This window comes from Aeromicrobium terrae (genome assembly GCF_008039565.1).
Lineage (GTDB): Bacteria > Actinomycetota > Actinomycetes > Propionibacteriales > Nocardioidaceae > Aeromicrobium > Aeromicrobium terrae.
The window spans coordinates 261,930-288,163 of sequence record NZ_VDUX01000002.1; the positions used below are offsets into that span (position 1 = coordinate 261,930).

24 protein-coding genes and 1 other RNA gene are annotated in these 26,234 nt (G+C 70.5%); 8 read left to right on the forward strand and 17 right to left on the reverse strand.

Annotated elements, in window-relative coordinates; genetic code table 11:
* Positions 1–32 precede the first annotated feature (32 nt).
* The 4 genes from FHP06_RS04850 to FHP06_RS04865 are packed head-to-tail and all read right to left on the reverse strand — an operon-like array spanning position 33 to position 5,050.
* The gene (locus FHP06_RS04850; RefSeq protein WP_147684339.1) at positions 33–2,498 is read right to left on the reverse strand and encodes an amidohydrolase family protein; all 2,466 of its coding nucleotides are present in this window, start codon (positions 2,496–2,498) and stop codon (positions 33–35) included.
* A 48-nt stretch (positions 2,499–2,546) separates the two neighbouring features.
* Positions 2,547–4,199, reverse strand: coding sequence for a DEAD/DEAH box helicase (locus FHP06_RS04855; RefSeq protein ID WP_147684341.1), 1,653 nt, complete (start codon positions 4,197–4,199; stop codon positions 2,547–2,549).
* Complete coding sequence (locus FHP06_RS04860) at positions 4,192–4,470, reverse strand: DUF3039 domain-containing protein (protein WP_147684343.1); 279 nt, start codon at positions 4,468–4,470, stop codon at positions 4,192–4,194. Before FHP06_RS04860 ends, FHP06_RS04855 begins: the two co-directional genes overlap by 8 nt.
* 31 nt (positions 4,471–4,501) lie before the next feature.
* Positions 4,502–5,050, reverse strand: coding sequence for a YqgE/AlgH family protein (locus FHP06_RS04865; RefSeq protein ID WP_147684345.1), 549 nt, complete (start codon positions 5,048–5,050; stop codon positions 4,502–4,504).
* Between the two features lie 17 nt (positions 5,051–5,067).
* Between FHP06_RS04865 and FHP06_RS15900 the strand changes: the two genes are divergently transcribed.
* Positions 5,068–5,838, forward strand: a complete 771-nt coding sequence (locus FHP06_RS15900) for a MerR family transcriptional regulator (RefSeq protein WP_187271782.1) — start codon at positions 5,068–5,070, stop codon at positions 5,836–5,838.
* A 63-nt stretch (positions 5,839–5,901) separates the two neighbouring features.
* Here FHP06_RS15900 and FHP06_RS04875 read toward each other — a convergent pair whose 3' ends face one another.
* A complete protein-coding gene (locus tag FHP06_RS04875; protein ID WP_147684346.1) occupies positions 5,902–6,387 on the reverse strand; it encodes a hypothetical protein in 486 nt (161 codons plus the stop codon).
* 131 nt (positions 6,388–6,518) lie between these two features.
* Here FHP06_RS04875 and FHP06_RS04880 point away from each other — a divergent pair, with 131 nt between their 5' ends.
* Positions 6,519–7,196: a TetR/AcrR family transcriptional regulator gene (locus FHP06_RS04880; protein WP_147684348.1), complete on the forward strand. Its 678-nt coding sequence runs from the start codon at positions 6,519–6,521 to the stop codon at positions 7,194–7,196.
* Here FHP06_RS04880 and FHP06_RS04885 read toward each other — a convergent pair.
* Positions 7,193–8,209 carry a DUF3048 domain-containing protein gene (locus FHP06_RS04885; protein ID WP_187271783.1) on the reverse strand — a complete coding sequence of 339 codons (1,017 nt, stop codon included), beginning with the start codon at positions 8,207–8,209 and terminating at the stop codon, positions 7,193–7,195. The genes FHP06_RS04880 and FHP06_RS04885 overlap by 4 nt on opposite strands.
* Before the next feature lie 196 nt (positions 8,210–8,405).
* Here FHP06_RS04885 and FHP06_RS04890 point away from each other — a divergent pair, with 196 nt between their 5' ends.
* Together FHP06_RS04890 and FHP06_RS04895 are read left to right on the forward strand one after the other, a co-directional pair.
* Positions 8,406–12,923 carry an ATP-dependent helicase gene (locus FHP06_RS04890; RefSeq protein ID WP_222706364.1) on the forward strand — a complete coding sequence of 1,506 codons (4,518 nt, stop codon included), beginning with the start codon at positions 8,406–8,408 and terminating at the stop codon, positions 12,921–12,923.
* Complete coding sequence (locus FHP06_RS04895) at positions 12,910–13,689, forward strand: DNA-formamidopyrimidine glycosylase family protein (RefSeq protein WP_147684362.1); 780 nt, start codon at positions 12,910–12,912, stop codon at positions 13,687–13,689. Before FHP06_RS04890 ends, FHP06_RS04895 begins: the two co-directional genes overlap by 14 nt.
* Here FHP06_RS04895 and FHP06_RS04900 read toward each other — a convergent pair.
* Entirely contained in the window at positions 13,646–15,127 is a 1,482-nt protein-coding gene (locus FHP06_RS04900; protein ID WP_147684364.1) for a flavin-containing monooxygenase, read from the reverse strand. The genes FHP06_RS04895 and FHP06_RS04900 overlap by 44 nt on opposite strands.
* A 99-nt stretch (positions 15,128–15,226) precedes the next feature.
* Between FHP06_RS04900 and FHP06_RS04905 the strand changes: the two genes are divergently transcribed.
* From FHP06_RS04905 to FHP06_RS04915, 3 genes are read left to right on the forward strand one after another with little or no spacing between them, the layout of a single operon-like run.
* Positions 15,227–15,811: a vitamin K epoxide reductase family protein gene (locus FHP06_RS04905; protein ID WP_187271784.1), complete on the forward strand. Its 585-nt coding sequence runs from the start codon at positions 15,227–15,229 to the stop codon at positions 15,809–15,811.
* A 60-nt stretch (positions 15,812–15,871) separates the two neighbouring features.
* The gene (locus FHP06_RS04910) at positions 15,872–16,774 is read left to right on the forward strand and encodes a glycoside hydrolase family 16 protein (RefSeq protein ID WP_147684367.1); all 903 of its coding nucleotides are present in this window, start codon (positions 15,872–15,874) and stop codon (positions 16,772–16,774) included.
* Positions 16,775–16,832: 58 nt separating this feature from the next.
* Complete coding sequence (locus FHP06_RS04915) at positions 16,833–17,726, forward strand: glycoside hydrolase family 16 protein (RefSeq protein ID WP_147684369.1); 894 nt, start codon at positions 16,833–16,835, stop codon at positions 17,724–17,726.
* A gap of 1 nt (position 17,727) precedes the next feature.
* Here FHP06_RS04915 and FHP06_RS04920 read toward each other — a convergent pair whose 3' ends face one another.
* Positions 17,728–17,982, reverse strand: a complete 255-nt coding sequence (locus FHP06_RS04920) for a 4a-hydroxytetrahydrobiopterin dehydratase (RefSeq protein ID WP_147684371.1) — start codon at positions 17,980–17,982, stop codon at positions 17,728–17,730.
* 2 nt (positions 17,983–17,984) lie between these two features.
* The gene (locus tag FHP06_RS04925; RefSeq protein WP_147684373.1) at positions 17,985–18,557 is read right to left on the reverse strand and encodes a hypothetical protein; all 573 of its coding nucleotides are present in this window, start codon (positions 18,555–18,557) and stop codon (positions 17,985–17,987) included.
* A gap of 62 nt (positions 18,558–18,619) precedes the next feature.
* Here FHP06_RS04925 and FHP06_RS04930 point away from each other — a divergent pair, with 62 nt between their 5' ends.
* Positions 18,620–19,030: a hypothetical protein gene (locus FHP06_RS04930; protein WP_222706365.1), complete on the forward strand. Its 411-nt coding sequence runs from the start codon at positions 18,620–18,622 to the stop codon at positions 19,028–19,030.
* A 32-nt stretch (positions 19,031–19,062) separates the two neighbouring features.
* On the opposite strand, the gene ssrA is transcribed toward FHP06_RS04930, so the two are convergent.
* The 8 genes from ssrA to ftsE form a co-directional block, all read right to left on the reverse strand.
* Positions 19,063–19,433: a transfer-messenger RNA gene (gene ssrA, locus FHP06_RS04935) on the reverse strand.
* 20 nt (positions 19,434–19,453) lie between these two features.
* On the reverse strand, positions 19,454–20,827 hold the full coding sequence (locus FHP06_RS04945) for an MFS transporter (protein ID WP_147684375.1): 1,374 nt from the start codon (positions 20,825–20,827) through the stop codon (positions 19,454–19,456).
* A complete protein-coding gene (locus FHP06_RS04950; RefSeq protein WP_147684377.1) occupies positions 20,824–21,693 on the reverse strand; it encodes an amidohydrolase family protein in 870 nt (289 codons plus the stop codon). The genes FHP06_RS04945 and FHP06_RS04950 overlap by 4 nt, the downstream gene beginning before the upstream one ends.
* Positions 21,694–21,703: 10 nt before the next feature.
* Positions 21,704–22,180: an SsrA-binding protein SmpB gene (gene smpB, locus FHP06_RS04955; protein ID WP_147684379.1), complete on the reverse strand. Its 477-nt coding sequence runs from the start codon at positions 22,178–22,180 to the stop codon at positions 21,704–21,706.
* Between the two features lie 196 nt (positions 22,181–22,376).
* Positions 22,377–23,627 (reverse strand): M23 family metallopeptidase, encoded by a 1,251-nt coding sequence (locus tag FHP06_RS04960; RefSeq protein WP_147684380.1) that lies wholly within the window; start codon positions 23,625–23,627, stop codon positions 22,377–22,379.
* A 135-nt stretch (positions 23,628–23,762) separates the two neighbouring features.
* Positions 23,763–24,416 (reverse strand): hypothetical protein, encoded by a 654-nt coding sequence (locus tag FHP06_RS04965; protein WP_147684382.1) that lies wholly within the window; start codon positions 24,414–24,416, stop codon positions 23,763–23,765.
* 134 nt (positions 24,417–24,550) lie between these two features.
* Positions 24,551–25,465: a permease-like cell division protein FtsX gene (gene ftsX, locus FHP06_RS04970; protein ID WP_147684384.1), complete on the reverse strand. Its 915-nt coding sequence runs from the start codon at positions 25,463–25,465 to the stop codon at positions 24,551–24,553.
* A gap of 7 nt (positions 25,466–25,472) precedes the next feature.
* The gene (gene ftsE, locus FHP06_RS04975; protein WP_147684386.1) at positions 25,473–26,162 is read right to left on the reverse strand and encodes a cell division ATP-binding protein FtsE; all 690 of its coding nucleotides are present in this window, start codon (positions 26,160–26,162) and stop codon (positions 25,473–25,475) included.
* Between the last annotated feature and the right edge of the window lie 72 nt (positions 26,163–26,234).

Consider the following 26,234-nt stretch of genomic DNA (forward strand, 5'->3'; position numbering starts at 1 on the left):
TGAGCGTCACATTTCGCGAAGACGGGGGCGGGTCAGGACGTGCTGACGACCTTTCCGGCCGGCGAGAACCGGACGGTCACGTGGGCGGTGGCGCCGTCGGTGCCGGCGGCGCAGTAGGTGAACTCGTCGCCGAGGCGCGAGTGGGGCTGGCCGACGGACCGCAGCACCTGCTCGACGGTGGAGCCCACGGCCACGCCCTTGACCTGCGCCACCGGGCGAGCGGCCTGCGGGTCGCGGCAGGCGTCGTTCGTGACGCCCTCGGCCCGCTCCCACATCTGCAGGTAGGCCTCGACGCCGCGCGCCATGTCGTCGGCGATGTCGTCGCCGGCCTGCTTGCGGAGGTCCTCGATCCAGTCCGGGTAGAGGCCGTAGTGCGCGACGCCGTCGACGTTGATGTCGTAGACCCGCTGGCCGCTGACCTGCTGGTCGATCGTGACGCCGCCGAGCCCGGTGAACGGGTAGGTGACCTTGTTCGGTGCGTCCGCACCGCGCGGGTTGCCCTGCGCGCCGAGGCCGTTGATGTCGGCGCCGTAGCCGAACCCGAAGTAGTAGCGCGGGTCGGCCCAGGCCAGGTGTTGCTGCCACTTCTCGACGAAGCCCTTGCTGTCACCGGCGTACGGCGTGATCATTCCGCCGGCCTTGTAGATCCGCGGATACGCATCCGGCGTCGACCACGAGTGGCTGGAGATGACGCCCGGGTAGTCGAGCCGCTCGGTCACGTCGAGAGCAGACTTCCGTGCCTTCACGCTCATGTGGTCGGGGTCGAAGATCATGTGCTTCTGCGCCATGCGCTCGATCGTGTGGTCGCCGAGCGACGTCAGGCCGCGGTTGTTGCACGTCGGGCCGCCCGGGTAGACCGGGAGCACGCCGCCCAGCTTGAGCCCGGCGATGGCGCCGAACAGCTGGTCCTGCGCGGGGACGCCGGCCGGCAGCGCGGTGAGCTGGGTCAGGTCGTGCACGCCCTCGGGGTTGTCCTTGCAGGACTGCATGTCCCAGAACGACCCGGTCTCGAGGAAGTTCGCCAGGTTCACCAGCGGGGCGATCGCGCCGGAGTCGCCGGCGACGCCCGCCAGCGCGTTGTCGAACTTGTTGACGAGCTCCATCTGCCGCACGCCCATGTCGTACGCGTCGTCGAGGCGCTGGTCGATCTCGTCGGCGGTGCAGAGCGGCCGGTCGCGCTTCTCGATGCAGCCGAAGACGGCGCTCGTCTCGATGCCCATGACGACCGCCATCCGGCCGGAGTTGATGACCTGCCGAGCCTGGAACGGGTCGGTGACGATGCGGTACCAGCCGCGGCCGGGGCCGCCGTACTGCGCGTCGATGTAGCGCTCGAGCTTGCGCATGTCGTCGGCCTGCAGCTTGAGCGACTTGGTGTCGTCGCAGGAGTTGCGGCCCAGCGGGTAGATCTTGCAGAGCTGGTCGTTCTCGACGAGCAGGTTCACGAGCATGCGCTGCCCGCCGCGCCACGAGCGCTCCAGCCACTTCCAGTACGTGCCCTCGTGGGTGAGCGACTCCGGGGCCGGCCAGTCCTTGAACGTCGGCCAGCCGACCGGGTCGTGCGTGCCGACCGGGAGGCCGGTGCGAGTGAAGTTCTCGAGCACGGCGCCGGTCCCGTTGGCGAGCTGGTGGTCCGGGCAGTCCTTCAGGGCGAACGCGACGCCGTACGGGTGCCACGGGCGGCCGCAGTGGACGTTGCCGCCGAGGAACTCGAACGCCATGCCGTGCGTGTGGCCGTCGACGTAGCCGCGGACCTCCTGGTACGCCGTGGTGCCGCCGAACGGGGCGCCTGTGACGTTGACGTCGACCTCCGGCCAGTCCTGGCAGCCGGTGGTCAGACGCAGCGAGAACGGCGTCGGGGTCTTGTCCGTGGCCAGCGCTCCACCCAAGGCACGTACCGACAGCGCGCGGCTCACCGACGGCACCGTGAACGTGAACGTCGAGCCCGACTTGGTGGCGGTGAAGTCCGCGCTCTTGCTCGGCGCGGCCGACGACTGCACGGTCAGCGGCTTGACGTCGACGAACTCCTTCGCGGAGTCGAACAGCAGGTAGCTGCCGAGATCAGTGGCCTGGAAGTGGAACGGCTCGGCGCCCGAGACCGACGCGGCACTCGCGGCGTAACCGGTCTTCGTCCGCACCACCCACTTGCCGCTCGGTGCTTGCAGCGCGTAGCAGCCGTTCGCCATCGCGTAGACGTCCTCCGGCACCGTCGCGTGGTGCCGCAGCTCGGCGGCCTGCGTCGGCACCAGCTCGGGATCGGCCTCGGCGCGCTGCGCTGCGACCGCGTCCTCGTGCGCCGACGCCTGCGTCGCCGTGGTCGGGTCCTTCGTCGCGTCACCCTCCGACGGGGCGCGCGAGATGGCGTTCTTCAGCTCGACCGTCGTCGGCCCGTGGAACTGCTGGACCCATGCGGAGTACGCCGGGAAGGTGGCGATGGTGACGGTGGTCGTGACGACGGCCACCAGGATCGGCCAGCGGTGGCGGTGCTGCAGGATGCGCATGGGTCTCCTCGCTACTTGCCGGTCACAACGAGTTACGACCCGCTCAGGTCACGAGGAAGCGCGCAATGCCCACTGCCGCAGGAGGTCGATCCGCTCGGTCAGCTGGGCCGACGTGGCCTGAGCCGCCGGCGGACCCCCGCACTCGCGACGCAGCCGGTGGTGCGTGACGCCGTGCGGCTCGCCGGTGCGGTGGTGCCACGCCGTCACGAGAGCGTGCAGCTCGCGCCGCAGCTCGGCGCGCTTCTCGAACAGCGCGTCAGTGGTGGCGGCCTGGTCCTTGACCTTCGGGCGCTTGGTGCGCGACGCCCGCAGGAGGTCGGCCACCTGGTCCGGCTCGAGCAGCCCCGGGATGCCGAGGAAGTCGAGCTCGTCGTCGTCGACGCCGGCGTAGCCGCCGTACTCGCCGCCCTCGTAGACGACGCGGTCGAACGACGCCTCGCTGCCGAGCGCGCGGTACTCCTCCAGCGCGTCGGGCGTGGACTCCGTGCGCTCGGCCCGCGCGAGCAGGTCGGCCTCGTCCTCCACCTTCATGCCGATGACGTGGTCGCGCTCGGCCTCCAGGTCGCCGGCGAGCGCCAGGACGGCGGGGACGCTCGGCACGAAGATCGACGCGGTCTCGCCCTTGCGCCGGGCTCGCACGAACCGCCCGACCGCTTGGGCGAAGTACAGCGGTGTCGATGCCGTGGTGGCGTAGACGCCGACCGACAGCCGCGGGACGTCGACGCCCTCGCTCACCATGCGCACCGCCACCATCCACGGCGACGTGCCGGCCGCGAACTCGGCGATGCGGGCGCTTGACCCGGCGTCGTCGGAGAGCACGAGCGTCGGTTCCTGCCCGGTCACCGAGGCGAGCAGCGCTGCGTACTGGCGCGCGAGCTCCTGGTTGCCGGCGATGACCAGACCGCCGGCGTCGGGCACGCCGCGGCGGACCTCCTGGAGACGGCTGTTCGCCGCCGACAGCACCGTGGGCACCCAGGACCCGGCCGGGTCGAGCGCCGTGCGGAGAGCCTGGGCGGTGGCGTCCTTGGTCAGCGGCTCGCCGAGCCGGGCGGACATCTCGTCGCCGGCTCGCGTGCGCCACTGCATGGTCCCCGAGTACGCCATGAAGAGGACGGGACGGACGACGCCATCACGCAGCGCCGGTCCGTACCCGTAGACGTAGTCGGCGCGGCTCTCCAGCGACCCGTCCGGCATCGGCTCGTACGTGACGAACGGGATCTGGCTGCTGTCGGAGCGGAACGGCGTGCCGGTGAGCAGGAGGCGGCGGGTGGCCGGCTCGCAGGCCTCCCGCACCGACTCGCCCCAGGTGAGGGAGTCCCCGGCGTGGTGCACCTCGTCGAGCACGACGAGCGTGCGGCGGCTCTCGATGCGCACCCGATGCCCGGTGGGGTTGGCCGCCAGTCCGGCGTACGTGACGACGTAGCCGTCGAACTCGCTGCTGAGCTGTCCGGTGAGGTTCGGCTCCAGGCGGATGCCGGCGCCGCTGGCCGCGTGCGCCCACTGCGTCTTGAGGTGCTCGGTGGGCGCGACGACGACCAGACGGTCGACGGCGCCGTCCGACAGCAGGCCGGCGGCGAGGGTGAGGGCGAAGGTGGTCTTGCCAGCTCCAGGCGTCGCCACCGCGAGGAAGTCTCGTGGTCGCGATCGAGCGTAGAGCTCGAGCGCCTCGCGCTGCCAGACCCGGAGGGCCTGGCTACGCATCAGACGGTGAGTCCCCGTCCTTGTCGCCGGGGCCGTCGGACAGGCCCTCCCAGATCTCCTTGCACTCCGGGCAGACCGGGAACCGCTCGGGGTCGCGGCTGGGCACCCACACCTTGCCGCACAGCGCGATCACGGGCGTGCCCATGACCATCGCCTCGGTCAGCTTCTCGCGCGGGACATAGTGCGAGAACCGCTCGTGGTCACCGTCCTCGGGGCGCAGGTCGGTGCGCTCGTCGTGGACCGTCTGGGTGCCGCTGCCGAAGAATCCCACGCGCCGATCCTAGCCCGGCCGGAGTCGCCGTTCAGTTCGCGCCAGGATCGTCCGGGAACGTCGCCCAGAAGCGGACGTCGTCGTCCTGGCGTCGCAGGACTTCTCGCCAGAGCGTCTCCGGCGTGGGCGAGGTGAGGTCGTGGTCCAGGGCGTCGACGACGATCCAGGACCCCTCGGCGAGCTCGTCCTCGAGCTGCCCCGATCCCCACCCGGCGTACCCCGCGAACACCCGCAGTCCGGCCAGCTGACCGTCGCCGGGCAGCGGACCCTCGAGGTCGACGAGGCCGACGCGGCCCGCCATCTGCCGCCAGCCGTGCGGCGGCGTCGCGTCCGCCAGCACTCCGACGGCGAGGGCGGAGTCCATGGCCACCGGACCGCCGTCGAACAGGCACACCGGCGCGTTGACGAACGCGCCCCAGGCCGGCAGGACGTCGTCGACGTCGGAGTCGAGCGGACGATTCACGATGACACCCAGCGCGCCGTCGTCGTCGTGGTCGAGGACGAACACCACGCTGCGCAGGAACGGCCCTCCGGCGATGGCCGGGGTGGCCACCAGCAGCCGTCCTCGCAGGGTGTCCATGGTCCTATGATGCCCACATGGCCGACCCCTCGCCGGTACCTGAGGAATTCACCGTCGACGAGCTGGCAGCCCGAGCCGGGATGACCGTGCGCAACGTGCGCGCGTACGCCAGCCGGGGCCTCATCGACGCCCCGCGCCTCGAGGGCCGCACCGGCTACTACACCCGCGACCACCTGCAGCGGCTCCAGCTGATCCGCGAGTTCATCGACCGCGGCTACACGCTCGCCGCCGTCGAGCGGGCGGTGCAGCGGAGCCCGCGGACGTCGGCCGGCCACACGCTCGACCTGCTGAAGCTGCTCGACGAGCCGCACCGCGACGTCGAGCCCGAGGAGATGACGCGTGAGGCGCTCGCCGCGCTGGCCGGCGTGGCGCGCGACGACGGCCTGATCGACGCGCTGGCCGAGCACGGCCTGGTCGAGTGGGTGGACGACGACCCGGAGGTCGTCCGCCTCCTCCAGCCGAACGTGGTCCGGGCCGGGGCCGCTGCGGTGATGCTCGGGCTCACGCCCACGTCCGTGATCGCGCTGTTCCCGCTGCTGGAGCGGCACCTGCGCACCATCGCCGACGCCCTGGTGGCGCGGGCGGTCGAGGAGATCGTGCAGCCGTTCCTCGCCGAGGGTCTTCCCGACGAGCAGTGGCCCCGCATCCTGTCGAGCATCGAGAACCTGCTGCCGGTGGCCAGCCAGGTGACGCTCGGGATCTTCCGCAACCAGCTCAGCGAGGCGATCGACACCGAGCTCGGCGCCCAGATCAGCCAGCTCGGCGGACGGCCTCCGAAGGACGAATGACCCCGCGTCCGGCACCCGAGGGAGGGGGAAGGGTGCCGGCGCGGGGCAGCTGTGGTGGTGCCGTCAGGCCGCGAGGGCGCCGCGCAGGCGCCCGATGAAGCCGAGGGGTCGGTCGTCGGCCTCCGCCGGAGCGGCGAGGGCCGCGTCACGGGCGGCGTCGACGATCTGCTGACCGGGCACACCCGAGGCCTCCGCGAGGAAGGCGCGCTCGAGGCCGAAGGCCTTGGTGAGCTCGGGACGGTGCGCGTTCGCGTCCAGCAGGGCGCGGGCGCCGGGCATGGCCTCGGCAGCGCGGATCCAGGCCGTGATCGCGGTCATCTCGGAGGTGTCGTCGCCCTCGGTGAGCTGGAGCTCCATCTGGCCGTTCAGGCGCTGGAACCACATCAGCTGCACGTCGAGGAGCAGGTCGGTGGCGTCGTCGAAGACCTCGCGGGCCTCCGGGACGGCGGTGAAGACGTCGTCGACGGTCAGCTCGTCGCGGCGCCGGTCGGCGAGCGCGAGGACCTCCCGCAGGACGGGCTTGCGACGGTTGTAGGCATCCCAGGTCATGGTGTGCTCCTTGTTCGCGCTTGCCCAAGAGTCCATACTCTCGGTACGTACTCTCAGTATGTTGGGTGCCTCGGCCGGAGACAAACCGTCGGTATGTGATGCGCACCACCACGTGGTTACGATGACGATCTATGCCGAGCACACCCAAGGTCTCGCCGGGCACGGTCCTCCGGGCCGCCCGCAAGTCCACCCGACGCCAGGACTACTCCTCCGGCACCAAGCGCGCGCTCCTCGACAACGCGGCCACGCTGTTCGCCAGCCAGGGGTACGCGGGCACGTCGCTGGACGAGGTCGTCGCCGCCGCGCGGGTCACCAAGGGCGCTCTGTACCACCACTTCCCGAGCAAGCTGGCCCTGTTCGAGAGCGTCTTCGAGCGCCTGCAGGAGAAGACCACCCAGACCATCGAGAAGAAGATCAGCAGGGTCAAGGACCCCTGGGAGCGCGCCACCATCGGCCTCGAGGCGTTCATGGAGGCGTGCCGCGAGCCGCAGTTCCGGCGCATCTGCCTGCAGGAGGCCCCCGTCGCGCTCGGTCACGAGCGCTGGACTGAGGCCGAGCGGGCCGCGTCCCTGGGCATCGTCCAGCGCACGGTCGACCAGCTGCTGGCCGACCTCGGCGGTGCCGGCGACCTCGGCGAGGCGTTCGGGATCGTCTTCTACGGCGCCATCAGGTCCGCGTCGGAGTACGTGGCCGACGCCGACGACCCCGATCTCGCCGCTGCGCACGTCCAGGCCACGATCGGGGCGATCCTGGCCGGCATGCGGCTGCTGCCGTCGATCGGCGAGGCCTCCGTGCCCGAGGCGGGTTAGCCCAGGGCGAGCTTGCCGGCGCCCTTGGGCACCATCTCGAACCACACGTGGCCCGGGGTGATGGTCACGGGCTCGCCGTCCTTGCCGGTGAACCGGACCTGGCTGTCGAGCGACGACTTGTGCCAGGTGGTCTCCGTGGCCTCGTTCCCGTGCAGGATGACGGCGCGGCCGGTGCCCTTGATGATCGTCTCCGGCACGGGGTTGCCGGCGGGGTCGCGGTAGCCGGCGTCGCCGACCTTGCAGAACATCACGATCAGCGTGTCCGCGGCGAAGTCCTGCCCGCGGGCGGCGTGCCCGTTGGTGCGTTGCCAGGTCTTGCCGGCGAGCCTCCAGGTGGTGCGCGTGCCACCGGAGAACTTCACGGCCGCCTTCGTGGCCTTCTTCGGCGGCGCCGCGGAGGCAGAGGCGGAGGGTGACGGCTTCGCGCCGGGCGGCGTCCAGCTCAGGTACGGGCCCGGGATGTCGCGGACCTTGGCCTTCCGGTTGAGGCGCTGGAGGTTGATCATGCGGTTGTACGGGCGGCTCTTGGCCGGGTCGCTGCTGAAGCCGGGGGCGCCGTGGTCCTCGGAGAAGACCTTCACGCCGGCCTTCTTCACGATGCGGTAGGTCTTCGGGGCGCCGCCTGACGCGACGATCTGGCCCGCGACGGGAGAGGCGATGCCGATGTCCGTGGCACGCATCGAGCGGACGTGCCCGACGTTCTTGGGCAGCGTCGAGTAGTAGAAGGCGGCGAGGCGGGTGAGGCCGCCCTCGACGAGCTCCTCGACGACCATGTCGGCCCGGTTGAGCCCGTACTGTGGGGACCCGTTGGCGGTGTTCTCGATCTTCACCACGAAGACCGGGTTGTCCGGCCGGCCCTTGAGCGGCAGGCCCGTGACCGGCGAGATCTCGACCAGCTTCTCGCTGGACCCCTTCTTCGCGGGATCGGCCTTCGGCTCGTCGTCGGACGACGACGAGCACCCCCCGGCCAGGAGTGCGAGGGCGACCAGAGACACGAGTCCACGCAGCTTCATGCGGCCCAGCATGCCTCAGGCGTGGATCCGTTCCGGGTACCCCCCTCGGCGCGCCCGGCGGGGGTTCCGGGCCGTGGGCGGACGACAGCCCGGCGGGGGTTCCGGGCCGTGGGCGGACGACAGCCCGGCGGGGGTTCCGGGCCGTGGGCGGACGACAGCACAGCGGGTGTCTGACGTTGCTGGAACGATGGAGCGTATGTCCCCCCTCGACCGCTTCGCGCCGGCCACGCGCGAGTGGTTCTCCCAGACCTTCGCGGCCCCCACGGCCGCGCAGGCGGGGGCGTGGGAGGGGCTCGACGCGGGCGACCATGTGCTGGTCGTCGCGCCCACCGGGTCGGGCAAGACGCTGGCCGCGTTCCTGTCGAGCATCGACCGGCTGCTTCATGAGCCCAAGGGCGGCGGGGGTGCTGGGCCACGGGCGGCTGATGGGCAGAGCACCCGGGTCCTCTACATCTCGCCGCTGAAGGCGCTGGCGGTCGACGTCGAGCGGAACCTGCGGTCGCCGCTCGTCGGCATCACCCAGGCCGGGGTGCGTCGCGGCGAGCCGTTCCACGACGTCGCGGTCGGCGTCCGGTCCGGCGACACCACGCAGCAGGAGCGCCGACGCCTGGTCAGCCAGCCGCCCGACATCCTCATCACCACCCCGGAGTCGCTGTTCCTGATGCTCACCTCGGCGGCGCGGGAGTCGCTGCTGAGCGTCGACACGGTCATCGTCGACGAGGTGCACGCCGTGGCCGGCACCAAGCGCGGCGCGCACCTGGCCCTGTCGCTGGAGCGCCTCGACGCGCTGCTCGACAAGCCCGCGCGGCGCATCGGGTTGAGCGCCACCGTGCGTCCGCACGAGGAGGTCGCCCGGTTCCTCGGCGGCCGCGCGCCGGTCCGCATCGTCGCGCCGGAGAGCGAGACGCTGCTCGACCTCGCCGTCAACGTCGCCGTCGACGACATGACCGACCTCGGCGAGGCGGGCTCCATCTGGCCGCACGTCGAGAACGACCTCATCGACCGCGTGCTGGCGGTCCGCTCCACCATCGTCTTCTGCAACTCCCGCGGCCAGGCCGAGCGACTCACCGCCCACCTCAACGAGGCGTACGCGGAGCGGCTCGGCATCGAGAAGCCGGACGACTCCACCCGGCCACCCGCCCAGCTGATGGGTGGAAGCGCCACCTCCTCCGGCGCCGAGCCGGTGCTGGCGCGAGCGCACCACGGCTCCGTCAGCAAGGAGCAGCGGGCCGTCATCGAGGACGACCTCAAGTCCGGTCGGCTGCGGTGCGTGGTCGCCACCTCGAGCCTCGAGCTGGGCATCGACATGGGTGCCGTCGACCTCGTCGTGCAGGTCTCCACCCCTCCGTCGGTGGCCAGCGGCCTCCAGCGCGTCGGCCGCGCCGGTCACCAGGTCGGTGAGGTCAGCCGCGGCGTCGTCTATCCGACGTCGAGGCACGACCTCGTCGGGTCCGCCGTCACGGCCGAGCGCATGCGCGCCGGCCTCATCGAGCAGCTCGTCGTCCCGGCCAACCCGCTCGACGTCCTCGCCCAGCAGACCGTCGCCGCCACCGCGCTCGAGCCCGTCGACGTCGAGGAGTGGTTCGACGTCGTCCGCCGCGCCGCCCCGTACGCCTCGCTCCCCCGGTCGGCCTACGACGCCACGCTCGACCTGCTGTCCGGCCGCTACCCGTCCGACGGCTTCGCCGAGCTCCGGCCGCGGGTCGTGTGGGACCGCGACGCCGGCACCCTCACGGGGCGTCCCGGCGCGCAGCGCCTCGCCGTCACCAGCGGCGGCACCATCCCCGACCGCGGCATGTTCGCCGTGACCCTGGCGGAGGGGGTGGAGGACCCCGGCGGGGGTGCCGGGCCCCGGGCGGCGAACAGCAGAGCGCCGAGACGAGTCGGCGAGCTCGACGAGGAGATGGTCTACGAGTCCCGCGTCAACGACGTCTTCGCGCTCGGCGCCACCAGCTGGCGGATCCAGGAGATCACCCACGACCGGGTGGTCGTCACCCCGGCGTTCGGCGAGCCGGCTCGACTGCCGTTCTGGAAGGGCGACGCCATCGGCCGTCCGTACGAGCTGGGCGAGGCCATCGGCGCGTTCGTGCGCGAGCGGCTCTCGGGCGAGCGGCCCGACCACCTCGACGATCGCGCGCACGCCAACCTCGCCGGCTTCATCAAGGAGCAGCGCGAGGCGGCCGGGGTCGTGCCCACCGACCGCACCCTCGTCGTCGAGCGGTTCCACGACGAGCTCGGCGACTGGCGGGTCGTGCTGCTCTCGCCGTACGGCCGCCGGGTCCACGCCCCGTGGGCGCTCGCGGTCGGGGCCCGCATCCAGGAACGGTTCGGCATCGATGGCTCGGTCGTCGCGTCCGACGACGGCATCGTCGCCCGGCTGCCCGACGTCGGCGACGGCAATCCACCCGATCCCGGCGGGGGTGCCGGGCCGTGGGCGGCAGATGGATTCGCTGAGATCTTCGTCTTCGAGCCGGACGAGCTGGAGAAGATCGTCACCGCCGAGGTGGGTGGATCGGCGCTGTTCGCGTCCCGGTTCCGCGAGTGCGCGGCCCGCGCCCTGCTGCTGCCGCGGCGCAACCCCGGCGCCCGCGCGCCCCTCTGGCAGCAGCGGCAACGCGCGGCCCAGCTGCTCGACGTCGCGCGCGAGCACGCCGACTTCCCGATCCTGCTGGAGACGGCGCGGGAGTGCCTGCAGGACGTCTACGACCTCCCGGCGCTCGCCACGCTGGCCCGGCGCATCGCGTCGCGCGAGGTGCAGATCGCCGAGGTCACGACCGAGCGGGCGTCACCGTTCGCCCAGACCCTGTTGTTCGGGTACGTCGCGTCCTTCCTCTACGAGGGCGACACCCCGCTCGCCGAGCGCCGCGCAGCCGCCCTGACCCTCGACCCCACCCTGCTCGCGGAGCTGCTGGGCCGGGCGGAGCTGCGTGAGCTGCTGGACCCGGAGGTGCTGGAGCACACCGAGGCGGAGCTGCAGCGCCTGGCGGCCGATCGCCGGGCCAAGGGCGTCGAGGGCGCGGCCGACCTCCTGCGTCAGCTCGGACCACTCACCACGGCCGAGGTGCAGGCCCGGCTCGTCGAGGGCGACGCTGCCGCCTTCCTCGCCGAGCTGCGCGACGCCCGGCGCGCCATCGAGGTCGCCGTCGCCGGCGAGACCCGGTGGGCGGCGGTCGAGGACGCCGGCCGGCTCCGCGACGCCCTCGGTGCGGCGATCCCGCTCGGCGTCGCCGAGGCGCACCTGACCCCGGTCAACGACCCGCTCGCCGACCTGCTGTCCCGCCACGCGCGCACGCACGGCCCGTTCACGACCGCCGAGGCAGCCACTCGGTTCGGGCTCGGCACCGCGGTCGTCGGCGACGTCCTGAAGCGACTGGCCCGCGACGGCCGCCTCACCGAGGGCGAGTTCCGACCGCAGACCACCGGCGCGGAGTGGGTCGAGCCCGGCGTGCTCCGCCGGCTGCGGAGTCGTTCTCTCGCCGCCGCCCGGCAGCAGGTCGAGCCGGTCGAGCCGGTGGCCATGGCCCGCTTCCTGCCCGCGTGGCAAGGCGTCGGGTCGCAGACGCGAGGGGCCGAGGGGGTCCTCTCGGCCATCGACCAGCTGGCCGGCGTCGCACTGCCCGCCTCAGCCTGGGAGAGCCTCGTGCTCCCTGCACGCGTCGCCGACTACTCCCCCGCCATGCTCGACGAGCTGCTCGCCGCGGGCGACGTCGTCTGGACCGGCGCGGGCAGCCTGCCCGGCCGCGACGGGTGGATCCAGCTGCACCCGGCCGACCTCGTGCTCCCCGCCCAGCGCGACGTCGTCGAGCCCGACGAGCTCGGCGCCCAGCTGCTCGAGGCCCTCGACGGCGGTGGCGCGTTCCTGTTCCGCCAGATGATGGCATCAGTCTCTGAGACCGATACGTCGTTGCTCACCGAGGCGCTGTGGCAGCTCGTCTGGGACGGCCGTGTCGCGGGAGACTCGTTCGCCCCGGTGCGCGCCCGCCTCAGCCGGTCATCGCGTGCCCGGATCCGCGGCCGCGCCGTGCGCGCCACACCGCCCACCGTGTCCGGCCGGTGGTTCCGGCTCGAGCCCACGCACGCCGACCCCACCCGCCGCCAGCTGGCCCGCACCGAGGCGCTGCTCGCCCGCTACGGCGTCGTCACGCGCGGGTCGGTCGTCGCCGAGCAGACGCCGGGCGGGTTCTCGGCCAGCTACCGCGTGCTCCGCGAGCTCGAGCAGACCGGCGCGTGCCTACGCGGCTACTACGTCGACACGCTCGGCGCCGCGCAGTTCGCGGCGCCTGCCACCGTCGACCGCCTCCGCTCGTTCCAGAGAGACCCGGCCGACGAGGTCGACGCCGTCGTGCTGGCCGCGACGGACCCCGCCAACCCGTTCGGTGCGGCACTGCCGTGGCCGGAGGTACACGACGCCGAGGGCTCCAGCCGGCACCGGCCGGCGCGCAAGGCCGGGGCCGTCGTCGTGCTGCACGACGGCCACGCCGTGCTGTTCGTCGAGCGGGGCGGCCGCACCGTGCTGGTCCTGGACGAGGACCCTGAGCGACTCGGTCCCGCCGCCCGCGCGCTGGCCGCCGCGGTCCGCACGCGGCGCATCGACCGCCTCACCATCGAGTCCGCCGGCGGACGCCCTGTCTCGGACACCGACCTCGGTGCGGCCCTGCGCGAGGCCGGCTTCGACCTCCACCCCAAGGGCCTCAGGCTCGATGCCCGAAGGTGACACCGTCTGGCAGGCGGCCCGTCGCCTGCGGGAAGCCCTCGAGGGCCGTGAGCTGACCCGCTCGGACTTCCGGGTGCCGCAGTGGGCCACCCTCGACCTGAGCGGCCAGGTGGTCGACGAGGTGGTGAGCCGCGGCAAGCACCTGTTCACCCGCGTGGGCGAGGTCTCCATCCACACGCATCTGAAGATGGAGGGCGTCTGGCACGTCTACCGGCACGGAGACAGGTGGCGTCGACCCGCGCACATGGCCCGACTCGTGCTCGAGACCGCTGAGCACCAGGCCGTGGGGTTCTCGCTCGGCATCGTCGAGGTGCTGCAGCGCGACGCCGAGGACGACGCCATGAGCTGGCTCGGTCCCGACATGCTCGGGCCCGACTGGTCGCTCGAGGAGGCCGTCGCTCGCATCCAGGCTGACCCGGACCGGCCCGTCTTCCTGGCCCTGCACGACCAGCGGAACCTCGCCGGGTTCGGCAACGAGTACGTCAACGAGATCTGCTTCCTGCACGGGCTGCTGCCCACCCGGCCGGTCCGCGACGTGCCCGACATCGGCCACGTGGTCGACCGCGGCCGCAGGCTCCTGGTCGCCAACCGTGAACGCGTCGGGCGGGTCTTCACCGGCGACGCGCACCGCGGCGCGTCCACCTGGGTCTACGGGCGGTCCAAGCGTCCGTGCCGGCGCTGCGGCACCCGGATCCAGGAGGGCGAGCTCGGCGACGACCCGCTCAGGCGGCGCGTCGTGTACTGGTGTCCGCGCTGCCAGACCTGACCTGCCACACCATCGCGTCGTCGAGGTCGGTGCGGCGGTGGTCCCAGGCGTCGAGGAACCAGTTCTGCCGGATCGTCCACGGGCTCTCCGAGCCCTGCTGGGGCAGCAGGTGCTTCACCCGCTGCACGTAGCCGGACTTCAGGTCGAGGATGGGCGCGGGCTCACCGGAGGCCCCGGCCGGGTCGGGCATGCCGTAGGCGTAGCCCTTCTCGTCCATGTGGTTGAGCAGGCGGGCCACGTACTGCGACGTGAGGTCGGCGCGCAGGGTCCAGGAGGCGTTCGTGTAGCCGACGCACCACGCGAAGTTCGGGATGCCGCTGAACATCATCCCCTTGTAGGTGAACGTCTCGTGCGGGTCGATGACCCGGCCGTCGACGACCACGTCGATCTGCCCGAACGTCACCACCTGCAGGCCGGTGGCGGTGACCACGATGTCGGCGTCGAGGTGCTCGCCGGACTCCAGGTCGATGCCGGTCTCGGTGAACGTCTTGATGTGGTCCGTGACGATCGAGGCCTTGCCGCGCCGCAGCGTCCGGAACAGGTCGCCGTCGGGAACGATGCACAGGCGCTGGTCCCAGGGGTTGTAGTGGGGCGAGAGGTGCTTGCGGTCGAAGCCCTCCGGCAGCCGCCGGTCGGCCATCCGCATCAGCACCTTGCGCGCCAGCTTCGGGAACCGCTGGCAGAACACGTAGAACCCGATGGCCATCGCCGCGTTCTTGATCCGGGTCAGCCGGTGCGCCAGCCCGTTCGGGAGCACCCGGCGCATGGCCTTCGCGATCGGGTCCCGCTTCGGCAGCGCGGTGATGTACGTGGGCGACCGCTGCAGCATCGTCACGTGCTTGGTCCGGTCGGCCATCGACGGGATCAGCGTCACGGCGGTGGCGCCCGACCCGATGACGACGACCTCCTTGCCGTCGTAATCGAGGTCCTCCGGCCAGAACTGCGGGTGCACCACCTGGCCCTGGAAGTCGTCCAGACCCGGGAAGTCCGGCGTGAAGCCCTCGTCGTAGGAGTAGTAGCCGCTGCACAGGTAGAGGAACGACGCGGTCAGCTCGACCGAGCCGTCATCGGTGCTGGCCTCCACGGTCCAGCGCGCGTCGTCCGACGACCACGACGCCCGCGTGACCCGGTGGCCGAAGCGGATGTGCTGGTCGATGCCGTTCTCGCGGGCGGTCTCCTCGATGTACGCCCGGATGTCAGAGCCGTCGGCGATGGAGTTCTCGTGCGTCCACGGCTTGTACGGGAAGCTCAACGTGTACATGTCCGAGTCCGAGCGGATGCCGGGGTACCGGAACAGGTCCCACGTGCCGCCCATCGCCTGGCGCGACTCGAGGATCGCGTAGGTCTTGCCCTCGGTCATCGTCTGCAGCCGGTAGGCCGCCCCGATGCCGGACAGCCCGGCTCCCACGATCAGGACGTCGACGTGGTCCGTGCCCATGGCGCTCCTCGATTGAGATACCAACGGTATGTGAAATGAGGCTAGCCCGGCTCACCAGACGCGTCAAACGCCCAGGGAGGCCCGGTTACGATTCCCCGTGTGCGTCCCACCACATCCCGACCGCTCGCGGCACTGCTGACGATCGGCGGGGCCCTCGGCCTCGTCGCGGCCTTCCAGCTCACGGTCGACAAGTTCGTCCTGCAGCAGAACACCATCGACGGCAAGCAGACGTCGCTCGGCTGCGACTTCAGCGCGTTCATCAGCTGCGGCGACGTGATGCAGTCCGACCAGGGCGAGGCGTTCGGGTTCCCCAACTCGATCATCGGCCTGATCGGCTTCAGCGTCGTGGTCACGCTCGGGGTCCTGCTCTGGTCCCGCGTGGAGCTGCCGGCCTGGGTGCGTGGCGGCCTCCAGCTGGGCGTGATCTTCGGCATGACCTTCGTCACGTGGCTGCAGTTCCAGAGCATCTACCGGCTCGACCGGCTCTGCCCGTGGTGCCTCGTGGTCTGGACGGTGATGATCCCGATGTTCGTGGCCGTGACCTCGTGGAACCTGCGCGACTGGCGGCCGGAGAACCCGGTCAGCCGATTCCTGGAGAACTGGACGGTCCTCGTCGTCCTGCTCTGGTACGTCGCGGTCGCGAGCGCCGTCTGGTTCCACTTCGGCGACAGGTTGTGGGCCTGAGCAGCGCAGCGCTGCTACCTTCAGAGATCTTCCCGATCGGGGCCGGCCGAAGGACCCACGATGCGCCACTCCCGCCGCGCACTCGGCATCGCGTCACTCCTGGCGTTGCTCCTCCTCGCCTGCCTGACCGTCCCCGCGCAGGCCGCGACGACGCCGTACGACGGCTGCGGCGGCAAGGAGAAGATCTGGGCCGGCGGGTCCCGGTTCACCTGCGTCTTCACCGACGACTTCTCCGGCACGACCCTCGACCGGTCGAAGTGGGAGGTCACGCTGACGGAGACCGACGGGTTCCACTCCGGCTGGGAGTGCTTCATGGACGACCCGGCGACCGTGGGCGTCCGTGACGGCGCGCTGAACCTCACCACCACCACCGTCGATCCGTTCATGTGCGGCGTCTTCGGCAGCCGCTTCCCGTCGTCCTGGCCCAGCGGCCAGGTGACGACGCGCGACCGCCTCGAGATCGTGCGTGGTCGGGTCGAGGTCCGTGCAGCGTTCATCCAGGGGCCCGGCGTCGGCCTCCACAGCGCGATCTGGATGTGGCCGACCGACTCCAAGCGGTACGGGCCGTGGCCGGCCTCCGGCGAGATCGACATCGCCGAGTACTTCTCGTCGGTCCCGGACCGGGTCTTCCCCTTCATCCACTACATGTCGGCTCGCCCCGACCGGAACGCCACCAGTGCACGGTGCCGGGTCCGCGATCCTGGGGCGTTCCACACGTACACGCTCACCTGGACGACGCGGACGATGACGGTCGCGGTCGACAAGCGCACCTGCCTGCGGGACACCTGGCGCCCGGCGGCGCCGCTGAAGTCCCCCGCCCCGTTCGACCAGCCGTTCTACCTCGTCCTGACCCAGGCGCTCGGCCGCGTCGACGGCCAGAACCCGTTCCAGCCCGGGGTCACCCAGCTCCCGGCGACGATGCAGGTGGACAGCGTGTACGTCTGGAGCCAGCCGCCCGCCTGACCGCTGGCGGCCTGCTACCTTGACCGTCCCGTCGGGGGTCGACGACCAGGAGGATCACGTGGACCGCACCCGACGTGTGGGCGCAGCGATCGTCGCAGCGGCCCTGCTGCTCGCACCGGCTCCCGCCGACGCCGCGAAGAAGCCTCCGCCTTCCTCGACCACGTCCAAGGCCTGTGGCGGCAAGCAGTCCATCACCGTCGACAAGACCGGGTGGACGTGCAAGTTCTCCGACGACTTCGACGGCACCAGCCTCGACCGCAGCAAGTGGGAGGTCGTGCGGACCGACGCGGCCGGCTTCCACGCCAGCTGGGAGTGCTTCATGGACGAACCGGCGAACGTGGCGGTCCAGGACGGTGTGTTGAACCTGACCGCTCGGACCGTGCCCGGCTTCGCCTGCGGCGTGCCCGGCTACCGCTACTACACGCAGTGGACGAGCGGCATGGTCAGCACGCGTGGTCACCTCGAGCGCACCTACGGGCGGTTCCAGATCCGGGCCGCGTTCGCGCGGGACACCGGTCCCGGCGTGCACAGCGCGGTGTGGCTCTGGCCGACGGACCCGCAGCGGTACGGCGCCTGGCCGGCGTCCGGCGAGATCGACGTCGCGGAGTACTACTCGTCCGTGCCGGACCGCGTGTACCCGTACGTGCACTACCAGCCCACGACGTTCGACTACACCGCGACGAGCGCCAAGTGCTTCGTGACCAACCCGTGGGAGCTCCACACGTACACGCTGACGTGGACCAGGACGACGATGACGATCGACGTCGACGGCACCACCTGCTTGAAGAACTCGTGGAAGCCGGCACCGCCGCTCAAGGCGCCCGCGCCGTTCGACCAACCGTTCTACCTGAACCTCACGCAGGCGCTCGGGTCCGCGCAGAACCCGTTCGACCCGGCCGTGACGAAGCTGCCGGCGACCATGAAGGTCGACAGCGTCTACGTGTGGGGCTAGCTCAGGACTGCTGGGCGAGCTCGTCCAGGACGCCGGCCAGACGCAGGTCCCGGTCGGTGACCGCACCGGTGTCGTGGCTGGTCAGCCGCACGTCGACGCGGTTGTAGACGTTCGTCCACTCCGGATGGTGGTTCATCTCGTCGATCGGGCCGGCCGCCCGGTTCATGAAGGCGATCGCGGCGGCGAAGTCGGCGAACTCGAACCGCTTGGTGATCGCGTCGCCGTCCTCGGTCCAGCCCTCGGGAACGTCGGTCATCGCTACCTCCTCTGCGAGACGGAGTCGTAATACGCGCTGGACTCCTTGCGCCACAGGAACACAAGGATGGCGCCGGCCAGCACGAGGTTGATCAGGGAGAACGAGATGGTGAAGCCGTCGGCCTGGGGCGACGCGAGGGAGAACAGCGTCGAGAGCAGGTTCAGGCCGCCGAAGACCGTGGCGACGACTCGCGCCCACGAGCGACCCTGGCCGTTCTTCCAGGCCATCCAGAGCCAGAGGAGGACGGCGATGATGCCGCCGATGACGCCTGCCACGATGGCCACGCTGTAGGCGGCGTCGACGGTCGACTGGCTCACGTTCGGGTCCGAGTCGCGCAGGGAGTCCTCGATCGAGTCCTTGAGCGACCCGATGGTGGCGATCGACACGATCGTGCCGAGCGCCGACAGCCCGGCGCCGACCTGCATCAGCCGGACGGCCGTGCGGATGGACTGGGGACGCTCCGGCTCCGGCTGCGTGGCGGACGGATACTCCGCCGGCGGCTGACCGGCGGAGAACGTCTCGCCGCCCTCGCCCGGGTACTTCGGATACTGCGGCTGCGGGTCCTGGTCGCTCATCGTCCGACCCTAGTGCGGCCCCGCCCGCGTCACACCTCGGGGTCCTGCGTCGTTCTGGAGGTATGACGAACCGCATCCCCATGGCCGCCGCGGCCTTCCTGACCGTCACGGCACTGTACGTCGGAGGCTGGGCGGGCCTGTTCCCCCGCTCGTTCTACGACGACTTCCCCGGACTGAACCGGTACTGGGTCTCCGTCGACGGCCCGTACAACGAGCACCTGGTCCGCGACGTCGGCGGCCTCTACCTCGCGCTGGCTCTCGCCGGCATCCTCGCCCTCCTGTGGCGCGACCGCCGCTCGATGGTGATGCTCGGCGCCGCCTGGGCGATCTTCAGCGCCCTGCACCTCGGCTACCACCTCGACCACCTGGACCCCCTCTCCACGGCGGACAAGATCGGCGAGGTCGCTGCCCTGAGCATCTCGTTCGTGCTCGCACTGGTCCTCATCGCGACCCCGCGGCGGCTCCACGCATGACGAAGGGGACCCCGTGGGGGTCCCCTTCGGATGCGTGGAGCTGCCGGGAATCGAACCCGGGTCCTCTGGCGCAGATTCAGGACTTCTCCGGGTGCAGTTCGTCCAACGCCTTTCTCGGCCCCGGAGCTCGGACGAACACGTCTCCGACAGGCCCAGCCGTCACAAAGTCCCGATCACGCCTGACGGCGAGACGTGATCAGCAAGTCCCCTTGATGAGACAGACGATCCGGGACGGGGACGCTCCCGGGTCTGCCCTTCACCAGTCGCTGTCAGGCAGCGAGGGCGAAGTCAGTGCGATTGGAATCGGCACTTATGGGTTCCAAGGAACGTTTGAGAGATGACCTTGGGTTCTCTACCCGCTTCTCCTGAATCGATACGACCACAGTCGAAACCGATCAGCCCCTCTGTAGTTGTGGTTCCAGTCTACTCGGAGCTGGTGACCTCTTCGAACCGCTCGGGAGTACGGACCAGCCCCGCTGCGAGGACGCCGGCGACGGCGAGCATGCCCGCGCAGATCGCCAGGCCGGTCCGGAACCCCGGGCTGAAGACCTCCGGCGACGCGAAGTTCGCGCCCGCGATGCCGGCGATCGGCGGGATGGCCGCGACGGCCAGCAGGCTCGCGGTCCGCGCAACCGCGTTGTTGATCCCCGACGCGATGCCCGTCTGCTCGGCCGGAGCCGACGCGAGCACGGCCGTGGTCAGCGGCGCGACGAGCAGGGTCAGGCCGATGCCGAAGACGACGTTGCCGCCGACGACCTCGAGCAGGACGTTCGGGTGCTCGTCGACCCGCATCAGGATCAGCATCGCGCCGGCCATGATCAGCGGACCGATCGTCATCGGCAGCCGCGGGCCGACCCGCTCGCTCCACGCCCCGGCGCGGCCGGAGAACAGCAGCATCAGGATCACCGGAGGCAGCGTGGACAGTCCCGCCTGGAGCGGCGAGAACCCGCTGACGTACTGCAGCTGGAGCACGAGCAGGAACATCGAGCCGCTCAGGGCGCCGTAGATCGCGAACGTGCAGAGGTTGGCCGCGGTGAAGACCCGGTCGGCGAACAGCGCGAGCGGGACCAGGGCGTGCGGGGTGCGCCACTGGTGCACGACGAAGCCGACGAGCAGCAGCAGGCCGATGGTGGTCGGCACCCACTGCTCCCTGACCAGTCCGTACGTCAGGAACGCCAGCGTGCCGACGGTGAGCGCCGCGCCCTCGAGGTCGAGCCGCTCCTGGGCACCCTTGGTCTCCGGAACGTGGCGCAGCGAGATGACGACGATCGCGACGGCGAGCGGGACGTTCAGCCAGAACACCGACCGCCAGCCGAGGTGGTCGACCATCCACCCGCCGACGAGCGGGCCGGCTCCGGTGGTGACGCCGGAGAAGCCCGACCAGACGCCGATGGCGCGTCCGCGGTCCGCGGGATCGATCGACGCGGAGATGATCGCCAGGCTGCCGGGCGTCAGGAGGGCGCCGCCGATCCCCTGCAGCGCGCGTGCCGCGACGAGCACCTCGATGGTGGGGGCCGCGGCGCACAGCAGCGACGCGAGCGCGAACCAGGACACGCCGATCACGAAGATGCGGCGCCGTCCGAGCCGGTCGCCCAGGGAGCCGCCGACGAGGATGAGCGATGCGAGGGTCAGCGTGTACGCGTTGACCGTCCACTGCAGGCCGGCGACCCCGCTGTCGAGGTCGCGGTCGATGTCGGGCAGCGCGAGGTTGACGATCGACCCGTCCAGGAACGCCATGCCGGACGCGAGGATCATCGCGGCGACGAGCCAACGCCCCTGGGCGCTGGCGAGTCTCATCCGGCGACCCTGAAGAGGGCGGCGCCGTTGTTCCACAGCACGTCGCGCAGCCAGTCGTCGCCGAGGTCCAGCCGCGCGAGCGCCTCGACCTGGTGCGCGTACTCGTACGGGATGTTCGGGAAGTCGGTGCCGAACAGGATGCGGTCCTGCAGGTCAGGCAGCCGAGCGAGCACGTCGGCGTCGACCGGGTGGTCCATGAAGTCCGTGAACGCCATGGTGGTGTCGAGTCGCACATTCGGGAAACCGTCGGCGAGGTCGAGGAATTCCGCGGTCTCCGGCATGCCCATGTGCGCGATGACGAGGTGCAGGTCAGGGAACCTCTCGAGCACGGCCGCGACGCTCGCCGGACCGGTGTGCTCGCCGGGCACCGGGCCCGAGCCCGCGTGCAGCACGACGGGCACCCCGGCGTCGGCCACTGCGCCCCACACCGGGTCGAGCAGCGGGTCGTCGGCGGCGAACCGGCCGACCTGCTGGTGCGCCTTCAGCACCTGGACTCCGGACTCGATCAGCGCCGGCACGTACGTGGCCGCCTCCGGCTCGGGGTAGAACGTCGCCGACCAGAGCGTGTCCGGCATGCGCTCGGCGAACTCGCGGGTCCATTCGTTCATGAACGTCGCGACGCCCGGCTTGTGCGCGTACGACAGCGAGGAGAACCGCTTGACGCCCATCGCTCGCAGCTGCTCGACGCGCTCCTCGTCGGTGCCGCGGTACCGGACCGGCCACTCGCGGCCGATCAGCGGACCCTGCGCGTCGAAGTACGCCCACACCTTGCGCAGCACGTTCGGGTGCATGAAGTGCACGTGGACGTCGAACAGCCCGGGGATGCCGAGGCCGGCGGTGAACCCGGGGAGGTCGCCATCCTTCATGACGGAGCCTTCACTCCATCCCCTTGAGGCGTCGGCCGATCTCGCGCTGCGCCTCGGCCTTCGCCTCCCGCTCGGCGATGGCATGCCGCTTGTCGAACTGCTTCTTGCCGCGGGCCAGGGCGATCTCGACCTTGGCGCGGCCGTCCTTGAAGTACAACGACAGCGGCACGATGGTCAGGCCCTTGGCCTGCACGCGCTGCTCGATCTTGTCGATCTCGTGCCGGTTGAGCAGCATCTTGCGGCGGCGACGGGTCTCGTGGTTCGTCCACGTGCCCTGCGAGTACTCCGGGATGTGCACCTGGAGCAGCCAGGCCTCGCCGCCCTCGACCTCGCCGAACCCGTCGACGAGCGACGCGCGGCCGGCGCGCAGCGACTTCACCTCCGTGCCGGTGAGGACGAGCCCGGCCTCGAAGGTGTCCTCGATGTGGAAGTCGTGTCGCGCCTTCTTGTTCTGCGCGATCATCTTCCGACCGGTCTCCTTGGGCACCGAGTCAGTATCGCAGCCGCGACAAGGCTCGATGATTCACCGGTGATCGAGTGCCTGCGAGCTCTGCGAGCAGGTGTATCGAGATCACGCCGGGGCGAGCCTCAACGGCTTCCGAGGTCTCGATACGCCGGACGCGCTCCGCGCGTGCTCACTCGACCTGGCCCGACGCTCGCTCGCGGAGCGAGCTCGGCCGGTCTCAGAGCCAGCCCATCGGGTTCACGGTGTGGCCGTTGGTGATCACCATGAAGTGCAGGTGGCAGCCGGTCGAGTAACCCGTGGTGCCCGAGTACGCGATGACCTGACCACGCTTGACGTGCGTGCCCGTGCGGTACTTGAACCGGGACAGGTGGTTGTACGTGGTGACGACGTTGACGCCGCGCTTGATGCCGTTGTTGAGGATCACGCGGTTGCCGTAGCCGCCGTTGTAGTACTGCTCGATGATCTTGCCGCTCGCGGCCGCGCGCACCGGGGTGCCGCAGGGGACGCCGAAGTCGGTGCCGTCGTGCAGCTTGTAGACGTGCGTGATGGGGTGCCAGCGCATGCCGTACGACGAGGTGATCGGCCCGTTGACGGGGCGGGAGAGCGTGCCGCCGCTGTCGCCGCCGGCGCCCTTGCCGCCGCCCTTGGCGGCCAGCGCGGCCAACCGGGCGTTCAGGCTGGCTCGCTCGTTCTCCAGCTGCTTGAGCTTCTTGAGGTCGGCCTTGCGGATCCGGTTCGCCTTGTTGCGAGCGGTGGAGCGGTCGGAGACCAGCTCGTCGACGGCGAGCTTCTGCTTCTCCGCCGCCGCCTCCAGCCGCTGCCGGACGACGAGGTTCGCCGCCGCAGCAGCGCGAGCCGCGGCGACCTGGTCGCGGAGCTTCTGCACCCGGTCGCGATTGAGACGCAGGATGACCTTCGACGCGGCCAGGCGCTGCATCGTCGCGAGCTGGGCGTCGCTGACGGAGTCGTTGAGCGCCATGCGCTCGGAGAACTGGGTCGGGCTCTCGCCGCGCAGCAGGTCGCCGAAGGCCTGCAGGCCGCGGTCGCCCTCCTGGAGCGACTCGACCGTGAACCGCTGGACCTCGAGCTCGGACTTCTTGAGCTTCGCCTCGCCGACCTTCAGCTGGGCGATGGCGGTGTCGAGCTCGGCCTCGCTCTCGTCGAGCTTGGCCTGCATCTGCCGGTCGCGCGCCTCGGCCGTGGCGAGCTCGCCGCGGGTCTTGCCCAGGGTGTTCTTCGCGCGGTCGAGCTTGGCCTGGGCGGCTCGCAGGGCGGCGACGGCGTCGGCGTACGCCTTGCTCGACTCGTCGTACTGCTTCTTGGCCGAGTCGATCTTGCCGTTGACGCCCTTCTTCTGCTGCTCGAGGTCGTGCTTCTTGTCGGCGGCGACGGGGCTCGCGAACATCGCCGTGACGAGCGCGAGCACGACGAACGCAGCCATGCCGGCCTTGCGAACGCTGGAGACCATGACCTCGACCTTGGGGAAGACCTCCCGCGGACGGGAGGGTGTCGAACGAGTGTGACAGATGTTACTCGTGTGACTCTAGGTCATCTTCCCTGTGGATCAAAGCATGTGCAGCGTTCGCAAGGCCGGCGTCGCGGGTCAGGGCTTGACGGTCCCGAACCGCGAGAGGAAGCGGTTCGCGTCGTTGTAGCCCGGCTTGCTGCCGACCACGTACACCGACGTGTGCGTGCCGATCTGGGCCGCCGTGGGCGTGTAGAAGTACCCGAACGCGACCGGGATGCCGTCGGCGAACCAGACGATGTCGAACGTCACGTCGTTCGGCTTCCAGTGCCCCGGCGTCACGGCCTGGGTGTGGCCGACCTTGTTGATGCCCTCGATGTGCATCGTCGCGGTCTTGATGTTGCCCTTGGCGACCGGCTTCGTCGGGGCCGACGTGGCGGTGATCGGTGCCTGCGGAGCCTTCTTCGCCGTCACGGCGACGGTGATCTCCTCACCGAGCTCGTCGGCGGTCAGCGCGAGCGTGGTGCCCTTGGCCTCGGGGATCGCGACGCCGTCGGCGAACCACTGGTACGTGTACTGCGTCGAGACCGGCAGCTCGTACTGGCCGCGCCAGACACCGCGGGTGGCCTTCAGCGTGTTGCCGACCTTGGCCTGCCCGGTGATCCGCGGCGGCGACGAGTTGGACAGTGCCGCGTCGGCGGGCGACGTGGAGACGACGAAGGACGCTGCCGCGAGAGCCCCGGTGGCCAGGGCCAGCGATGCGCCACGCCGGAAGGAGAGTGTTCTACTCATCGGGTGGTGCTCCATTTCAGCTGGGAGTGACCCCCGAGGGCTCCAGCCTAAGTTGAAGGATCACCTTTCCGCGGGACGAACCACCGACCCACGCGCGAATTTCTGTCCCAGCCGTCACCGGCGTCCCGGCAGCCTCAGACGTCGAGGTACTTACGGGTCATGATGAACGTCGGGACCAGCGCCAGGAGCAGCGCGAGCACCGTGGTGATGCCCATGACGACGACCGACTCCTGCCATCGCACCCAGGTGGTGATCTGGCCGAGGTTGTCGCGCAGGTAGCCGTAGACGACGAAGTACATGAACAGGCCGAGCCCGAGCGCCGACAACGCGGCGGAGATCAGCGCCGCGAGCATCGACTCCAGCACGAACGGCAGCTGGATGTGCCAGCTCGACGCACCGACGAGGCGCATGATGCCGATCTCACGCCTGCGCGCGTAGGCCGTCATGCGGATGGTGTTGGAGACCTGCAGGATCGCGGCGACGATCAGCAGCAGGGCGGTGCCGATCGCGGCGTACTGCATCTTCTCCAGGATCTCGAAGAGCGGGCCGAGCAGCTTGCGCAGCGAGTTGACGTTGCCGACGCCGTCCATGCCGGAGACCTGGCTGACCACGCCGTCGAACTTCTGCGGGTCCTTCAGCGTGACGAAGTACGACTCCGGGAACGCGCTCGGGCCGAGGGTCTCGAGCTGCTTGCGCCCGGTCTCCGTCTGGCCGAGCAGCTCGCGTGCCTGCTCGTAGTTGTCGGCCGGGGTGCGCACGTCGAACGACTTCACCTCGGGGTTGGTGTCGAGCGCCTTCTTGACCGCGGCCTTCTGCGCGTCGGTGGCCTCGCCGCCGATGCAGGTGGAGCTCGGCGAGTTCTTGGTGCACAGGTTCACCTGGAGCTGCAGGCGGTCACCGAAGTACTGCTCGGTGCGGTCGGCCTGGCTCTGGATGAGCAGGCCGAGGGCGACGAGCAGCAGTGACACGGTCATCGTGACGACCAGGGAGATCGTCATCGACTTGTTGCGCGACAAGCTCGTGCCGAGCTCGCTCAGCATGGTCCTCATCAAGTCCTCAGCTCTGGTAGCCGTAGATGCCGCGGGCCTCGTCGCGGACGATGTGCCCGTCGTCGAGCTCGATGACGCGCTTGCGCATCTGGTCGACGATCGTGGAGTCGTGCGTGGCCATCACCACGGTGGTGTCCGTGCGGTTGATGCGGTCGAGCAGCTTCATGATGCCGACACTGGTGGCCGGGTCCAGGTTTCCGGTGGGCTCGTCGGCGATGAGGATCATCGGCCGGTTCACGAAGGCGCGGGCGATGGCCACGCGCTGCTGCTCGCCGCCGGACAGCTCGTCGGGCATGCGGTGGCCCTTGCCCTGGAGGTCGACCATCTCGAGCGTCTCGGGCACGAGCTTGTCGATCTCGTGGCGTGACTTCCCGATGACCTGCAGGGCGAACGCGACGTTCTCGGTGACCGTCTTGTTGGGCAGCAGGCGGAAGTCCTGGAACACCGTGCCGACCTGCCGGCGCAGCTTCGGGACCTTCCAGCTGGAGAGCTTGTTGATCTCCTTGCCTGCGACGTAGACGCGGCCGGTGGACGGGCGGGTCTCGCGGAGCACGAGGCGGAGGAACGTCGACTTGCCCGAGCCGGAGGCGCCGACCAGGAAGACGAACTCGCCCTTCTCGATCTCCAGGTCCAGGCCCTGCAGCGCCGGGCGTTTCTGACCGGGATAGGTCTTCGTCACCTTGTCGAAGCGGATCACCCGTCGACTATAGGCAGCCGCCCCGAGGCCGCCGCGCAGGCACGCCCGGGCCGGACCCCCGGTTCCGATCCT

Coding starts and splice junctions, on each gene's coding strand:
- FHP06_RS04850 (WP_147684339.1), bottom strand. CDS start 2,498: ATGCGCATCCTGCAGCACCGCCACCGCTGGCCGATCCTGGTGGCCGTC.
- FHP06_RS04855 (WP_147684341.1), bottom strand. CDS start 4,199: ATGCGTAGCCAGGCCCTCCGGGTCTGGCAGCGCGAGGCGCTCGAGCTC.
- FHP06_RS04865 (WP_147684345.1), bottom strand. CDS start 5,050: ATGGACACCCTGCGAGGACGGCTGCTGGTGGCCACCCCGGCCATCGCC.
- FHP06_RS15900 (WP_187271782.1), top strand. CDS start 5,068: ATGGCCGACCCCTCGCCGGTACCTGAGGAATTCACCGTCGACGAGCTG.
- FHP06_RS04875 (WP_147684346.1), bottom strand. CDS start 6,387: ATGACCTGGGATGCCTACAACCGTCGCAAGCCCGTCCTGCGGGAGGTC.
- FHP06_RS04880 (WP_147684348.1), top strand. CDS start 6,519: ATGCCGAGCACACCCAAGGTCTCGCCGGGCACGGTCCTCCGGGCCGCC.
- FHP06_RS04885 (WP_187271783.1), bottom strand. CDS start 8,209: ATGAAGCTGCGTGGACTCGTGTCTCTGGTCGCCCTCGCACTCCTGGCC.
- FHP06_RS04890 (WP_222706364.1), top strand. CDS start 8,406: ATGTCCCCCCTCGACCGCTTCGCGCCGGCCACGCGCGAGTGGTTCTCC.
- FHP06_RS04895 (WP_147684362.1), top strand. CDS start 12,910: ATGCCCGAAGGTGACACCGTCTGGCAGGCGGCCCGTCGCCTGCGGGAA.
- FHP06_RS04900 (WP_147684364.1), bottom strand. CDS start 15,127: ATGGGCACGGACCACGTCGACGTCCTGATCGTGGGAGCCGGGCTGTCC.
- FHP06_RS04910 (WP_147684367.1), top strand. CDS start 15,872: ATGCGCCACTCCCGCCGCGCACTCGGCATCGCGTCACTCCTGGCGTTG.
- FHP06_RS04920 (WP_147684371.1), bottom strand. CDS start 17,982: ATGACCGACGTTCCCGAGGGCTGGACCGAGGACGGCGACGCGATCACC.
- FHP06_RS04925 (WP_147684373.1), bottom strand. CDS start 18,557: ATGAGCGACCAGGACCCGCAGCCGCAGTATCCGAAGTACCCGGGCGAG.
- FHP06_RS04930 (WP_222706365.1), top strand. CDS start 18,620: ATGACGAACCGCATCCCCATGGCCGCCGCGGCCTTCCTGACCGTCACG.
- FHP06_RS04945 (WP_147684375.1), bottom strand. CDS start 20,827: ATGAGACTCGCCAGCGCCCAGGGGCGTTGGCTCGTCGCCGCGATGATC.
- FHP06_RS04950 (WP_147684377.1), bottom strand. CDS start 21,693: ATGAAGGATGGCGACCTCCCCGGGTTCACCGCCGGCCTCGGCATCCCC.
- FHP06_RS04960 (WP_147684380.1), bottom strand. CDS start 23,627: ATGGTCTCCAGCGTTCGCAAGGCCGGCATGGCTGCGTTCGTCGTGCTC.
- FHP06_RS04965 (WP_147684382.1), bottom strand. CDS start 24,416: ATGAGTAGAACACTCTCCTTCCGGCGTGGCGCATCGCTGGCCCTGGCC.
- ftsX (WP_147684384.1), bottom strand. CDS start 25,465: ATGAGGACCATGCTGAGCGAGCTCGGCACGAGCTTGTCGCGCAACAAG.